The organism is Dechloromonas denitrificans (genome assembly GCF_001551835.1).
Taxonomy (GTDB): domain Bacteria; phylum Pseudomonadota; class Gammaproteobacteria; order Burkholderiales; family Rhodocyclaceae; genus Azonexus; species Azonexus denitrificans.
The window spans coordinates 177,491-191,470 of sequence record NZ_LODL01000040.1 but is presented as its reverse complement, the minus strand read 5'-3'; the positions used below and the strand labels follow the sequence as shown (position 1 = coordinate 191,470).

Sequence of the window (13,980 nt, the reverse complement as noted above, 5' to 3'; positions counted from 1 at the left end):
ACATGGCGTTATTCTACGCACTTTGAATAACAAACCGCAAATCATGAGTGCGACATATACCATCGGATTGGACATTGGCATCGCCTCGGTTGGCTGGTGCGCCTTCGGAGAAACCCACATCCTCGACTTGGGGGTGCGGGCATTTGATAAAGCCGAAACCGCCAAGGAAGGCGAATCCCTGAATCTTGCCCGACGGAATGCGCGCCTGATGCGGCGACGTTTGTTCCGGCGGACGTGGCGACTGAAGAAACTAGCTCGCCAGCTGAAAAGCGAGGGCCTCATCGCCGACACCAAACTGTTCAAGCCTGAGCTGCCTTTCTCAAAATCTCTCTGGCAACTACGGGTCGATGGCCTCGACCGCCGACTTAACGACGAAGAATGGGCACGCGTCATTTACCACCTGTGCAAGCACCGGGGTTTTCACTGGATCAGCCGCGCCGAAGCGAAGCAGGCCGAAGGCGACAGCAAGAGCGAAGGGGGTAAGGTCAAACAGGGGCTGGCCGGTACGGCCAAGCTGATGGATGAAAAAGGCTATCGCAGTGCGGCTGAAATGGTTCTGGCCGAATTCCCGCAGGCGCAGCGCAACAAGCAAGGCGAATACCAAAAAGCACTTTCGCGGGAACTGCTCGCCAAGGAACTGGCGTTACTTTTCGCCCAGCAAAGGGAATACGGCAACCTGCATACCCCCGGCGCACTGGAAACGGCCATCCTCGGCAACGGCGACAAAAAGAGCGGATTGTTCTGGCAGCAAAAACCGGCCCTGGCTGGCACCGACCTGCTCAAGATGCTCGGTACCTGCACCTTCGAGAAAGGCGAATACCGCGCCCCCAAAGCCAGCTTCACCGCCGAACGCCATGTCTGGCTGACGCGCCTGAACAATCTGCGCATCGTCACCGACGGCGTTACCCGCCAGCTCACCGAGCAGGAGCGCCAACTCTGCCTGCCCTTGCCCTATCGGCAGGCCGGCGACTTGACCTATAAACAGCTTGGTAGCGCGCTCGCCAAAGCCGGGCTGCTGGAAGCCGGCGGTTTCAAATTCACCGGCCTCGCCTACCCGACCGAGGCACAAAAGGCTGAAGGCAAGGCCAAAGACCCGGAATCGGCCACATTGGTCAAAATCCCGGCCTGGCATGAACTACGACAAACGCTCACCAAGGGCGGCCTCAACGACGAGTGGGAAAAACTCGCAGGGGATGCCCTCTGCGGTCAACCAGAGATTTTCGACAAAATCGCCTGGGTGTTGAGCGTATACAAGGACGACGACGAAGTCCGCGCCGAACTCGCCAAGCTGGCCCTGCCCAATCCCCAGGCGCTGACCGAAGCCCTGCTCAACATCCGTTTCGACAAATTCCACTCCCTGTCGCTGAAAGCCTTGCGCGCCATCGTGCCGCACATGGAGCAAGGCCTGCGCTACGACGAGGCCTGCGTTCAGGCCGGCTATCACCACAGCCAGTTGCTCAAGGTCGGCGAAGGCGAACACAAATATCTGCCACCGTTGTACGACGGCCGAGACGGCGATGGTCGGATGATCTTCGCCGAGGATGCCGACATTCCGCGCAACCCCGTCGTTCTGCGCTCGCTGAATCAGGCACGCAAGGTGGTCAACGCCATCATCCGGCGCTATGGCTCGCCGTCGGCGGTTCATATCGAAATGGCCCGCGACCTGTCCCGGCCATTCGATGAGCGCAACAAGATCAAGAAGGATCAGGACGAATACCAGGCCAGGAATCAGCGTGACAGGGAACAATTCAGCGAGCTATTCGGCCACCCGCCGAAAGGTCTTGAGTTCGAAAAATGGCGCCTGTACCGGGAACAGAACGGCCAATGCGCCTACAGCCAAAGGCCGCTCACCGCGTCGGGCAATGTCGCCGAAATCTTCCTCGATGGCTCGACGGAAATCGACCACGCCCTGCCCTACTCACGCAGTTTCGACGACAGCAAGAACAACAAGGTTCTGGTGCTGACCCGCGAAAACCGCGACAAGGGCAACCGTACCCCCTACGAGTATTTGGGCGGAGCCGAGAACAGCGAAAGCTGGCAACGCTTCGTTTCGTTCGTTGAATCGAACAAGGCCTATCGACTGGCCAAGCGCACCCGGCTGCTACGCAAGGATTTCGGTGCCAAGGAATCCGAGGAGTTTCGCGAACGCAACCTGAACGACACCCGCTATGTTTGCCGCTTCTTCAAGAACTACGTCGAACAGCACCTGAAACTTGCAGAGGGCAGCGAGACCAAACGCTGTGTCGTCGTTAGCGGCCAACTGACCAATTTCCTGCGCGCCCGCTGGGGACTGCTCAAGGTTCGTTCCGACAGCGACCGCCACCACGCCCTCGATGCCGCCGTTGTCGCCGCATGCAGCCACAGCATGGTTCAGCGCCTTTCCAATTACTCGCGTACCCGCGAACTAGAGCAGGTGCGCGATGGCTTCGTCGATATCGAAACCGGCGAGATCGTCAATCCGGCCATGCACCAGCAACTGCGCGAACACTTCCCCGACCCGTGGCCCTACTTCCGGCACGAACTCGAAGCCCGCCTGAAGATCGACTCGCCGGAATTGTTGCGGGAGGAAATGGCGCGTTTGGGTAGCTACAGCGAAGAGGAACTCAAGGTGCTGAAACCGCTATTCGTTTCCCGCGCACCGCAACGCCGCAACGGTGGCGCAGCGCACAAGGACACCATCTACGGTCAACCGGAAAAATTGAAGAAAAACGGAAGCGTTACGCAGAAGGTTGCACTCACCAGCCTGACGTTGAAAGACATCGACTTGCTCGCCGACCCCCACCGCAACGCAAAGCTGTACGGGGCCATTCGCGAACGCCTCGAAGCCCACGGCGGCAAGGGCGACAAGGCATTTCCGGCCACCAATCCGCTACGCAAGCCGGACAAGGAAGGCAACCCGACCGGCCCGATCGTTCGTACGGTGACCAAAGTCATCGACAAACTCTCCGGCATCCCGGTGCGCGGCGGCATTGCCAAGAACGACACCATGTTGCGGGTGGATGTTTTCACCAAGGGTGGCAAGTTTCATCTGGTGCCGGTTTATGTGCATCACCGTGTGACCGGGCTGCCGAATCGGGCGATTATCGCGTTCAAGGACGAAGATGAATGGACGCTGATTGATGACAGCTTTGATTGGTGTTTTTCGCTGTATCCAAACGACCTCCTACGCATCAAGCTAAAAAAAGAAAGCCACTCTGGGTATTACTCCAGCTGCAATCGATCAACTGGCGCAGTAAATCTTTGGGCACATGATCGTAATGTAAATGTGGGCAAAGATGGTTTCATCGAAAGCATCGGCGTCAAAATGGCTGTTTCAATCGAAAAACTCCACGTCGACACCCTGGGCAACATCTACCCCGCCCCACCGGAGAAGCGTCGTGGGCTGGCGTAGCGTGATGATTTCCCGGCCAGCCAAGCTGCGCCGGGAGCATTATTCCCTGGCCATCGAACAGGAACAGACAGCCTTCGTCCCCTTCGAGGACATCGCCATCATTGTCCTCAATCACCGTGAAATCCAGCTCACCCACCCGGTGCTCTCGGCCTGCGCCGACTACGGCATCGGCCTCTACGCCACCGGCGACAACCACCAACCCAACGGCGTCTTCCTGCCATTTCTCGCGCATTCCCGCACCACCCGTCTGATGCGCAAGCAGATGGACATTCCCCGTCCCCTGGCCAAGCAGGCCTGGGCCAATATCGTCCGGCGCAAGATCGAAAACCAGGCGGCCGTTCTTCGTTTTTGTGCCAAAAATGGCGTCGACCGCATGGATTCCTACGTCCGACGGGTACGCTCGGGCGACACGGAAAACCTCGAAGGTCAGGCCGCCGCCTTTTATTTCACCCAACTCTTCGGCCAAGGTTTTTATCGCGCAGAAGAACGCTGGGCCAATGCGGCGCTCGACTACGGCTACGCCGTGCTGCGCGGCGCCATCGCACGCGGACTGGTCGCCCACGGCATGCACCCGCCTATCGGCCTCTTCCACGCCAGCGAACAAAATGCCTTCAATCTGGCCGACGACCTGATCGAACCCTTCCGCCCCTTGGTCGACCTGCATGTCGCGAAACACCCAGCCACCACAGAAGGCGATCTCGCCCCGCAAGACAAAGCCGCGTTGGTCGCCTTGCTCAACGTTGATGTCGGCATGCCGCAAGGCAAGATGGCCGCGCTTTCCGCCATCGAATACGCAGTCGAAAGTCTCGCCCGACTATTCGAGCAAGGCGACAGCGAACTGGAATTACCCACCTTGATCGGCTTGCACGCCCACAGGCTGGAATGTTGAGGCATGGGACTGGAGACACGACGCTTCATGCGACTCATCGTCTTCTTCGACCTGCCCATGGTCACCAAAACCGAGAAGCGCGCCTACGTGCAATTTCGCCGCTTCCTGCTCAATGACGGCTACGACATGATCCAGTGGTCCGTCTATGCGCGACTGCTGAACGGCAACGACGACCACGAAAAACATTTGAAGCGCCTGGTCGACAGTCTGCCGCCCGCCGGCTCCATTCGCTGTATGACCGTCACGGAAAAGCAGTTTGCCGGCATTCGCCTCCTGGTCGGCATGCCCCTTTTTCAGGAAAAAAAGGTTCCGGCCAACCAGATGCTGCTGTTTTGATCCCGGATTTAAACAAAAAAATTCCCGCCCAGCTTACGCCGGGCGGGAATTTCGATTGCGTCAGATTGTAGCTTTCCGGGGTGAGAGAGGGAGCTACAACCGAGCGCGGCCAGGATGCGGTCGGCGACGTGATTGTAGCTTTCCGGGGTGAGAGAGGGAGCTACAACAGCTGGGCCGAAAGAACAGCGGCGCTCCGTGATTGTAGCTTTCCGGGGTGAGAGAGGGAGCTACAACCTGCCTTGCAGCGGCATTCATTCTTTTCCGGATTGTAGCTTTCCGGGGTGAGAGAGGGAGCTACAACTTGAACCAGTTCAGTTCGAGCAGCGGCGGCGATTGTAGCTTTCCGGGGTGAGAGAGGGAGCTACAACACGTACCTGGTTGATCAGCTCATTGAACGGGATTGTAGCTTTCCGGGGTGAGAGAGGGAGCTACAACCTGCCACTTTGGCACCCCGTTATCGTCCCGGATTGTAGCTTTCCGGGGTGAGAGAGGGAGCTACAACCCATCGTTCAGGCACCGACCGCCAGTCGGCGATTGTAGCTTTCCGGGGTGAGAGAGGGAGCTACAACTCGATTTATACGATGCTGCTTTGATATGGAGATTGTAGCTTTCCGGGGTGAGAGAGGGAGCTACAACGAACTTCTTATCGGCCAGGCCCATCGGCGAGATTGTAGCTTTCCGGGGTGAGAGAGGGAGCTACAACCTTCAGGTAGCCCAGGTCGGAGGGCTTCTTGATTGTAGCTTTCCGGGGTGAGAGAGGGAGCTACAACCTTCAGGCCGCCATGGGTTACGGCACACCAGATTGTAGCTTTCCGGGGTGAGAGAGGGAGCTACAACGATCAACCACCGACTTCGACACCTTGCCGTGATTGTAGCTTTCCGGGGTGAGAGAGGGAGCTACAACCATTCAGGTGCAACGGATGCGCGTCGCCTAGATTGTAGCTTTCCGGGGTGAGAGAGGGAGCTACAACAGCTGAGCGGAAAGAACGGCGGCGCTCCGCGATTGTAGCTTTCCGGGGTGAGAGAGGGAGCTACAACGCTCGGCCTTGACTGGTGAAGTCAGTAGGCGATTGTAGCTTTCCGGGGTGAGAGAGGGAGCTACAACCCGGGCCGACCGCATCAGCACCTCTTTCACGATTGTAGCTTTCCGGGGTGAGAGAGGGAGCTACAACTCGCCGTTAATCACTGACACCTCACCGATGGATTGTAGCTTTCCGGGGTGAGAGAGGGAGCTACAACTTCATATTTTCGAAGGGTGTTTCGATGCTTGATTGTAGCTTTCCGGGGTGAGAGAGGGAGCTACAACGGCGAAGGAAGCCGCTACCGAGTTGGCCAGGATTGTAGCTTTCCGGGGTGAGAGAGGGAGCTACAACTAGTTGCGCCTGCTGAATAACTTACGGAAGGATTGTAGCTTTCCGGGGTGAGAGAGGGAGCTACAACCGTCTGCACAGTGGGAACATATCGCCCAGAGATTGTAGCTTTCCGGGGTGAGAGAGGGAGCTACAACCGAATTGAACTCGCGGCCCTTGTTCTTCGGGATTGTAGCTTTCCGGGGTGAGAGAGGGAGCTACAACACCGTGACAGGGGTCGGCGAGACGTCGACAGATTGTAGCTTTCCGGGGTGAGAGAGGGAGCTACAACGTAGCGGACAATGCTGTCGTTGGGGTCGACGATTGTAGCTTTCCGGGGTGAGAGAGGGAGCTACAACGAAGCCTGCCGTCGAACTGCCGAAGCGGCAGATTGTAGCTTTCCGGGGTGAGAGAGGGAGCTACAACGGTTTTCACCGATCAGTTCTTTCAGCTGGTGATTGTAGCTTTCCGGGGTGAGAGAGGGAGCTACAACCCGATGGAACTGCCGGTGCTGGAAATCTCCGATTGTAGCTTTCCGGGGTGAGAGAGGGAGCTACAACCCTCGGGGCGCAAGGGGCGCTGACCAGCCAGATTGTAGCTTTCCGGGGTGAGAGAGGGAGCTACATTGTCCTGAATCAGGCGGCAATCTGCCACTTACCTGCCGTTAAGCCTCTAGTGATGGTCAATGACCGCTTCCTGGCGGCCGGTCGAGTAACCGAGGTGCTCAAATCCTTTAACAAACTTTGGTATGTTAATACTTTCTAAAGTTACGCTTAGCAAGTAAAAGGCTATTATTCCTTTCATGAGAAAGTCTGACCTTCACCCCCGTCTACAAAACACCTGCCATGCGATACCGGATCGCTCGGGTTGCTTTGCTGTTGTTCCAGAACCCGTTCCAACGTCGGTGTCCGCACCAAGCTGTTCTGCACTCTTTGTACTCGCGCGACGAGAGCTGGAAGCCCTAAAGGCAACGATCGAAGCAAACCCCGAGATGGCACGCCTCGTATTCCACATGCTTAACAGACGGGAGGCTGTAGACAGCAGCCAGATTGAAGGTACCCATACCGGTTTTGATGGCCTCCTCATTCATGAAATAGAAGCAAGCTCGTCTTCCTTGCCTGAGGACGAGGATGCAGAAGAGACGCTTTCCTACGTTCGGGCCTTCATGTACGGCATCAAGGAGGTTACCGATCGTGGGCAATCTGCTCTAAACAACGAACTGATTAATCAGATCCACTCCATACTCATGAAAGGACAAATACGTGCAACACCGGGAATCCCCCGTGATCGACAGAACTATATTGGTACCCGGCTAGAGACTGCACACTACATTCCACCACCAGCAGACCTAGTACCACAATTGCTGGATGACCTCGTCTCACTCCTCCAATACGAACCAGAGGGAGTAAAAGAGGTCTCCGTTCTGATGAGAGCCCCAATCGCTCACGTCCAATTTGAGGCAATACACCCCTTCCTGGATGGCAATGGGCGAACAGGCAGGCTTCTCCTTCCGCTAATGCTTTATGCGGCAGGAGAACCCCCTCTTCATCTGGCGACTTTCCTCAAAGTACGTCAACAGGATTACTACGCGGCCCTTCTAAGTGTTCAAATGAAATTGAACTGGGAGCCTTGGATTAAGCTGTTCCTGGAGTGCTCAATTGCGTCCGCAAAGCACACTGTCCAACTGTTCGGGCATCTACGATCCATTCAAATAGGATGGCATGAGCAGCTAGCTGCAAAAAAGAGAAGAAAGCACGCCACCATTTGGAAAGTCGTCGATTTATTAATCGGGCAACCAGTCGTCACGGTAACCGAGGTGTCTAAACGACTGGATGTGACCTTCCCTGCTGCAAACGATGCGATCGACGACTTGGTCGAACTCGATATCCTTCGTCCAAACAACACCTACAAAAGAAACCGCGTATTTCAGTCCCATGAAGTTCTTAACGCCCTATATACAGGGCTGGATTCCGTCTTGGATGAAGCTGAGGCTGCCGCAAACCTTAGCGGATTTTGATGCCCCACAATACCCCGAGGTGAATCACCCCGGGTTTTGTAGCCCCCCCTAAGGACTGCTTTGCTTCTCAGATCACACAGAAGCACTTCTGTAACCGCCTGGATGTCAGCCGAAGCTTCTAGTCACCTACCTCGCCCCAAGGAGCAGTGGGACGCAAATCGCTGACATCAAGGGTCTGTAACGCTGCAGCCCGGTTTTCCTATTGCTTCCCAAGTTGAGCCGAAGCTCAATCATTGATGAAGAACATCGCCGAAAACCGTGTATTCACCATCCTTGCGGTCAAGGCCGGGCGCGTCGTAAAGCACCAGCCAGCTTGGCGTTTGCGAGGCGAGCTCGGTTGGCAATTGGCAAAGTGCCTCTGCACGATTGGTGCCGTGCCCGTGGGGCAGGGATAGCATTTCGTTCAGGGCGGCTTCGAAACGTACCGGTTCGTGGTTGGTGGCGAGCAGGGACTTGGCGTTCGGCCATTTGAAGACGCGGATATCACCATCCAGCACCATCGTCGGCCCGGCCAGGATGTAGAGGTCATCACCGGAAAAATGCAGATCCCGAATCCCGAGCCCTTCCAGTTGCAGGAAATGCTTGCGGATCAGGCTGCCGCTACCATCCAGTGGCGCCAGCCGCAGTTCTTCGCCCTTGGTTTCGAGCGCAATTTCGAGCAGCGCAGACCAACCGCGCAAGACCGGGCCACGCAGCCCGAGCAGCAAGCGCTTGCCGTCCACCGCCAGCCCTTCGATATCGAAGCCATTATCTTTGCCGGGTATGGCCATGTACGGCCCGAAATGAGGGTCATCCGCCAACGCCTCGGTAAGCAGGTTGGATTCGGCATCCCCTTTCAGCCGTCGTGCCAGGCGACCATCTTTCGTCTCTCGAACAAGGCAGGGCTTACCGGCGTCATCCATTTCGATTGGCAGGCAGGCCAACAGGCGGCGGTTGCCGTCGAGCGTCACCTTGGCCAGCCGCTTGGCGTTTTCGGCGTTGTCCCGATCACTCTTCGCATTCTTGCGCTTGAGCCCATGCGAGCCCACTACCCAAAGGTAGCCGTCAGCCACGGCCATGCCTTCGAGGTCGGCTTCCTCGTCCACAGCGCCGGGCAAGTCCAGCAGTTCCGACAGCGGAAAGCTCAGTCCATCGCCGAAGCGGAGCAATTCGCTTCCTGCTGGATCAAGGCGGCACAGGCGGTCGATGCTGCAGGCCTCATCGCCTGCAACCCACAAGCATTCACCGGAAAACGCCGCGCCGGAAAGGTTGGTATGCACCAAAGCCTCCGGGGGGAAATCCAGACGAATGGCATTTTTAATGTGTTTGTTCGGCATGCAATTTGTCTTTCCTCAAGGGGCTTCCTGCTCGGAAACAAAAGCCAATTGGCAAGTATTCGACTCGGCTTGGAATTTTAGTTCCCCCGTTGCACGATAACTGTCTGGATTGGCAAACAGGAAAAAACAGCGGGTTTGTGATTTCGAGTAGCCAATCGTCGGCTCGGTCTGTTCACACAAATAGCCCGCCCAGCCGCCCCCGGAACTCGCCCCGCGCCTGCTGTCTAAACTGCTGTACCCGACCATCGCCGTAGTTCCGGCGTGGATCTCAGCGTTTCCGGCGGGTCAAGGAGGTTGATCATGTTGATGTCTCACATTCCCGGCATGCTCGTTTCCGAAAAAACGGGCTGGGAAGATATTGATCGCTCGCATTTCTCGGCGCGCTGGTTCTTGAAGAGCCTGGTGATGCCGATGGCGCTGTTGCCACCGGTGCTCTATGCCTTCGCCGAACTGGTTCACCCGGGCGTCGTCTTTCCGCTTTCGGTTCCGGCCCTGACGCCGATGCAGCTCGTCGTGTCGGGCGTCGTTTTCTATGGCGCGCAGATTCTGATGGTCGGCTACATGGCCATGCTCCTGCAGCGCATTTCGATGAGCCGCGACCACGACCCCGGCTACGACAGCGCCTACGCGCTTGCCGCCATTGCGCCAGCACCGCTGTGGCTGGCCTCGCTGTCGCTGCTGGTGCCGAGCTTGGGCTTCGTTCTCGCGGTCGGCGCGGTGGCATGGATTGCCTCGATCATGCTAATCCGGCACGGGGTTGGCCCGCTGTTCCACATCGAAGACAAAGCGAAGGCGCATTACATCGCCAACATGGCGATCGGCGCCGGCATCCTGGCCTGGATCGTCTTGCTGGTGGTCAGCGCCATGGCGCTCAGCATGATGCTGGGGGTCTGGTCGAAGATGATTTAGGCGGACCGCCTCGCCTGAGCAAAAATGCTCAGGAATTGAGGTCGACCGCAGCTATCCAGGCTTCGTAGCCGCCTTTCAGCGGGCGGACCGAGAGATAGCCTTCCTTGAGCAGGCGGCGTGCCGCCTGCACGGCGCCCGCGTCTTCCGGGCAGGCGCAGAGGGTGACGATGGGCCGGTTGCGCGGCCAGTCGCCGACGGCATCGAGCAGACGGTCGTGTTCGGCGACGGTGGCGCCGACGATCGGCCCGGTTTCGGCCACCATGCTGTGGCCGCGCAGATCGAGAACGAGTGGCGGCTGCTCGCCAGCCATCGCCACCAGCAGTTCATCCGGCGTGATGTGTGGCACAGCCGAGAACTGGCGGAAGCGGTATTTCTGCCACAGTTTCCAGGCCAGCCAGACGACGAGCAGGCCGCCGACCACGCTCAGCGCATTGCCGGCATGGCGGTCAAGCAGGGCAATGGCGCTCTGCACTTCCTGGCGCAGCACCCAGCCGGCGCCCAGCGCCAGCCCGGCCCACAGGGCGGCGCCGGCCGCCGCAGCGAGCAGGAAGCCGGGCAGCGCCATCCGCAAGGAGCCGGCAATCGGCGGCGCCACCGTCGAGAAGCCGGGAATGAACTTGGCGATGACCAGCGAACCGAGGCCCCAGCGAACAAAGCGGGATTCGGTCTGGCTGACGCAGGAACCGGGATTGATCGACAGCTTGCAGAGGCCGGACAGCACGCGGTAGCCGTAGGCCCGCCCGGCCAGATACCAGATCCAGTCGGCGATCACCGAGGCGACGATGGCCGCCGCCAGCACCTGGCCCCACTGCCCGGAGCTGACCGCCAGGCTGCCGGCCAGCAGCAGGGTCGGCACCGCCGGCACCGGCAGGCCGATCTGCTGCAGCAGCACGTTGAGAAAGACGACCCAGACGGCATCGCGCTGCAGGGATTCGCTGAGCTGGGAGATGTCCATCGGGGGCGCCTTTCGCGGCTGTTAAGAGGGGTGGCTGCAGTTTAGAGAAGAATTTCCCATTTCGATTAACACCGTCCAGCTAAGCGTCATTCCCGCATAAGCGGGAATCCAGGGGGCGCGCACCGACTGGATTCCCGCCTGCGCGGGAACGACAAATTCCAAAAGGATTGCCTTAACTGAAGCGCATTACCCCATTACGACCATCGGCCGGAACCTTGGTTCACAACGAGCGAACCGCCGCTGCCTCGAACTTGCCGGCCTGGTAGTCGCGCATTGCCTGATGCAACTGCTCACCGGTGTTCATCACGAACGGCCCGATCTGGGCGATCGGTTCGTTCAGCGGCTGCCCGGCAATGATCAGCAGGCGACTGTCTTCGGTCGCTTCGATGCAGAGTTCAGGTGCGCCGTTATTGGTGAGAATGGCCATATGGCGATCCGGCACCGCCACCCCACCGATGCTGACGCTGCCCCGGTAGGTGTAGGTGAAGGCGTTGTGCCCAGCGGCAATCGGCTGCACGAAGCGGCTGCCGGCCGGCAGGTGCACGTCGAGATAGAGCGGCTCGGTGTCCGGGCGCTGGACGGCACCTTCCACCCCGTGACTGGCCCCGGCAATGACCCGGACGCGGACGCCGTCCTCACCGAGGTATTCCGGAATGGCGGCCGGCGGAATGTCGCGATAACTCGGCGCGATCATCTTGTTCTTGGCCGGCAGGTTGAGCCAGAGCTGGAAACCTTCCATCAGCCCCTCTTCCTGCTCGGGCAGTTCGGAATGGATCAGGCCGCTGCCGGTCGTCATCCACTGGGCGCCGCCCGGGCCGAGCAGGCCTTCGTTGCCGACGCTGTCGTGGTGGCGCATGCGGCCGGCGATCATGTAGGTGACCGTCTCGAAGCCGCGATGCGGGTGATCGGGAAAGCCGCCGATGTAGTCGTCCGGATTCTCGTTGCGGAAAGCGTCGAGCATCAGGAAAGGGTCGAGGCGACGCTGCAGGTTCTGAGTCAGCACGCGGGTCAGGCGCACACCGGCGCCATCGGAAGTCGGCATGCCCTGGACGAGGCGTTCAACGGTGCGGAAGGATAGTGTCGTCATGATGCAGCTCCTGATCGGTTTGCGGAAAGGTGGCGCCGGCTTTGGCAGCCGGCGCCCCTGATGGCTGTTTAGGCAAACAAGGCACCCAAATGTGCCTCCGCTTCGGCAAAGGCCTTGCTCGCCGCATCGGCGCCCATCGCCAGGCCTTCGGCGTAGATGAACTCGACGTCGGTCAGGCCGAGGAAGGCGAGCACGCTCTTCAGGTAAGGCACCTGCGAATCGGCCGGGGTGTCGCGGTAGAGACCGCCACGGGCCAGCGCGACATAGACCTTCTTGCCCTTGAGCAGGCCTTCCGGACCGTTGGCGGTGTAGCGGAAGGTGACGCCGGCCCGGGCAATGGCGTCGATCCAGGTCTTCAACTGAACCGGCACGCCGAAGTTGTACATCGGCACGCCGAGGACGATGGCATCGACGGCCTGGACCTGGGCGATCAGCGCGTCGTCGAGCGCCACCCGGGCGGCCTGCTCCGGCGTCCGCTGGTCGACCGGCGTGAACAAGGCGCCCAGTGCCGGTTCGTCGAGCACCGGGTGCGGATGGCTGGCCAGATCGCGCAGCTCGACGCTGGCGTTCGGATTTTGGGCGAGCAGGCGGGCCGTCACGGCATCGGCCAGGCGGGTCGAGTTGGCACCGGCAGAGCGGGCGCTGGCGTTGATTTGCAGAATTTTCATGATCGTTTTCTCCAGTTCGGGGTGGGGTTCAGGGTCGGTGTTGCCGAGACCATGGAGTGAATTCTATTGGTCGTAGCGGTGGTCCGGAAGCCGTCGAAATGGGTATCATTGTTCCAAATATGGAACATTAAGGATGGCCATGAGCCTCGATGCCAACGATCTGATCCTCTTCGCCCACATCATCGAGACGGGTAGCTTCGCCCGCGCCGCCGAACGGACCGGCCTGCCGAAATCGACGCTGTCGCGCCGCATCACGCAACTCGAGACGAAACTCGGCGAACGCTTGCTGACGCGCAGCACGCGGCGGCTGACGATTACCGAATTCGGCGAACGGATTCTCGACCATGCCAAGCGCCTGCTCGAGGAAACCGAAGCCGCCTCGGCCATGGCCCAACACCGCCAGGGCATGCCGCGCGGCGTGCTGCGCGTGTCGCTACTGCCGGATTTTGCCGAACTGGACCTGACGCCGCTGCTGCTCGAATACGCCAGCAGCTATCCGGAAGTGCGCCTCGAACTCGATCTGTCGCCGCGCCGGGTGGACCTGATCGCCGAACGTTTCGATCTCGCCATCCGCGCCGCCAGCCGGCTGCCCGACGACAGCACGCTGGTCGCCCGCAAACTCTGCGAACTGCAAAACGGCCTCTACGCCAGCCCGGCCTACCTGCAGCGCTATGGCGAACCGGTCAGCCCTGCCGAGCTGCCCCGGCACGCCGGCCTCGGCATGATCGGCGGCACCGGTGACGCCCTGCCCTGGCGCCTGAGCCGCGGCGCCGAGCTCTGGGAAGGCACCCCGCACGGCCCGCTGGCCGCTAATTCGCCCAGCCTGCAGCGCGACCTGGCGACGCACGGCATGGGCATCGTCGGCCTGGCCGACCGTTTTGCCACCCCCTGGGTCGAGCGCGGCCTGCTCAAGCGCATCCTGCCCGACTGGCAACTGCCCGGTGTCACCATCTGGTCGGTAATGCCTGGCCGCCGACTGGTGCCGGCCAGAACCACGGCTTTCATCGAAATGCTGCGGTCGACGCTGTCTAGAGGGCAATAATCAGGCGAAAAAAAACGGAAC

10 protein-coding genes and 1 CRISPR repeat array are annotated in these 13,980 nt (G+C 59.5%); of the genes, 6 read left to right on the top strand and 4 right to left on the bottom strand.

Annotation, left to right across the window (positions count from 1 at the left end; translation table 11 throughout):
* Positions 1-43 precede the first annotated feature (43 nt).
* The 4 genes from cas9 to AT959_RS19605 all read left to right on the top strand — a co-directional run bounded on the left by cas9 (position 44) and on the right by AT959_RS19605 (position 7,982).
* The gene (cas9, locus tag AT959_RS19620) at positions 44-3,391 is read left to right on the top strand and encodes a type II CRISPR RNA-guided endonuclease Cas9 (protein ID WP_066887219.1); all 3,348 of its coding nucleotides are present in this window, start codon (positions 44-46) and stop codon (positions 3,389-3,391) included.
* The gene (gene cas1 / locus AT959_RS19615) at positions 3,378-4,280 is read left to right on the top strand and encodes a type II CRISPR-associated endonuclease Cas1 (protein ID WP_205629973.1); all 903 of its coding nucleotides are present in this window, start codon (positions 3,378-3,380) and stop codon (positions 4,278-4,280) included. Before cas9 ends, cas1 begins: the two co-directional genes overlap by 14 nt.
* A gap of 27 nt (positions 4,281-4,307) precedes the next feature.
* A complete protein-coding gene (gene cas2, locus AT959_RS19610; RefSeq protein WP_066887217.1) occupies positions 4,308-4,616 on the top strand; it encodes a CRISPR-associated endonuclease Cas2 in 309 nt (102 codons plus the stop codon).
* Positions 4,617-4,679: 63 nt separating this feature from the next.
* Positions 4,680-6,592: direct repeats of the CRISPR family, unit length 37 nt; unit sequence GATTGTAGCTTTCCGGGGTGAGAGAGGGAGCTACAAC.
* Positions 6,593-6,767: 175 nt separating this feature from the next.
* Positions 6,768-7,982, top strand: a complete 1,215-nt coding sequence (locus tag AT959_RS19605; RefSeq protein ID WP_083518519.1) for a Fic family protein — start codon at positions 6,768-6,770, stop codon at positions 7,980-7,982.
* 230 nt (positions 7,983-8,212) lie between these two features.
* Here AT959_RS19605 and AT959_RS19600 read toward each other — a convergent pair whose 3' ends face one another.
* On the bottom strand, positions 8,213-9,298 hold the full coding sequence (locus AT959_RS19600; protein WP_066887212.1) for a DUF3616 domain-containing protein: 1,086 nt from the start codon (positions 9,296-9,298) through the stop codon (positions 8,213-8,215).
* Between the two features lie 300 nt (positions 9,299-9,598).
* Here AT959_RS19600 and AT959_RS19595 point away from each other — a divergent pair, with 300 nt between their 5' ends.
* On the top strand, positions 9,599-10,207 hold the full coding sequence (locus AT959_RS19595) for a YIP1 family protein (protein WP_066887209.1): 609 nt from the start codon (positions 9,599-9,601) through the stop codon (positions 10,205-10,207).
* A 28-nt stretch (positions 10,208-10,235) separates the two neighbouring features.
* Here AT959_RS19595 and AT959_RS19590 read toward each other — a convergent pair whose 3' ends face one another.
* From AT959_RS19590 to AT959_RS19580, 3 genes are all read right to left on the bottom strand, one after another.
* Positions 10,236-11,162 (bottom strand): VTT domain-containing protein, encoded by a 927-nt coding sequence (locus tag AT959_RS19590; protein WP_066887206.1) that lies wholly within the window; start codon positions 11,160-11,162, stop codon positions 10,236-10,238.
* 220 nt (positions 11,163-11,382) lie between these two features.
* The gene (locus AT959_RS19585; RefSeq protein WP_066887203.1) at positions 11,383-12,249 is read right to left on the bottom strand and encodes a pirin family protein; all 867 of its coding nucleotides are present in this window, start codon (positions 12,247-12,249) and stop codon (positions 11,383-11,385) included.
* A 68-nt stretch (positions 12,250-12,317) separates the two neighbouring features.
* Positions 12,318-12,917 (bottom strand): FMN-dependent NADH-azoreductase, encoded by a 600-nt coding sequence (locus AT959_RS19580; protein ID WP_066887200.1) that lies wholly within the window; start codon positions 12,915-12,917, stop codon positions 12,318-12,320.
* 139 nt (positions 12,918-13,056) lie between these two features.
* Between AT959_RS19580 and AT959_RS19575 the strand changes: the two genes are divergently transcribed.
* Positions 13,057-13,959: a LysR family transcriptional regulator gene (locus AT959_RS19575; RefSeq protein WP_066887529.1), complete on the top strand. Its 903-nt coding sequence runs from the start codon at positions 13,057-13,059 to the stop codon at positions 13,957-13,959.
* Positions 13,960-13,980 lie beyond the last annotated feature (21 nt).